Raw genomic sequence first — 627 nt, 5'->3', positions numbered from 1 at the left:
GTGAACCGTACCGGGTTTGTCGGAGAGTCAATATTCTGAGAGACTATCCCGATGACAAAACCAAACTATACCCCCGAAATTAGAGAAAGAGCGGTTCAATTACTAATTGAATCTGAAAAAGATTATCCTTCTACTTGGGCAGCAATCACAGCTATTGCTCCTAAAATCGGTTGTACTCCTGAAACATTGCGTGTTTGGTATTTAAAGCATCTGGATCAACTAAATCCTGCCAAAGTACAACAGATATCTGACCAAGAAAAAATGAAGCAAATGGAACGTGAAATTAAAGAATTAAAACGTGCCAATGAAATTCTACGCAAAGCAGCCGCTTTTTTCGCCCAGGCGGAGCTCGACCGCCCACACAAATAATGGTGGATTTTATCCATAACAATAAAGATCGATATGGTGTTGAAGCGATTTGTAGAATTTTACCGATTGCACCTTCAACCTATTACCGAACTTTAGATCTCACTGACAATCCAGAACATCGAGCGAAACGAGATCTACATGATGAGTATCATGCTGAACAAATTAAACGAATTTGGAAAGAAAGTTCAGGTCGATATGGTGTACGTAAAGTTTGGCAAAAATTGAAACGTGAGGGTTATGTTATTGCACGTTGTACAG

Annotated in this window: 1 pseudogene and 1 other annotated feature; the pseudogene reads left to right on the top strand. The window is 39.6% G+C overall.

The annotated features are described in order from the left end of the window. Positions 1-51 precede the first annotated feature (51 nt). Positions 52-627 (top strand): annotated as a pseudogene (locus IRT38_RS17440) (IS3-like element ISAba19 family transposase); the annotation flags it as partial. After that, positions 327-443, top strand: a sequence feature (AL1L pseudoknot). (Overlaps the previous pseudogene by 117 nt.)

Origin of the sequence: Acinetobacter sp. SK-43, from assembly GCF_015351505.1 — a bacterium.
Taxonomy (GTDB): Bacteria; Pseudomonadota; Gammaproteobacteria; order Pseudomonadales; family Moraxellaceae; genus Acinetobacter; species Acinetobacter junii.
Note: the sequence above shows the minus strand (reverse complement) of the source record. Positions and strands in the feature narration are given on the sequence as shown.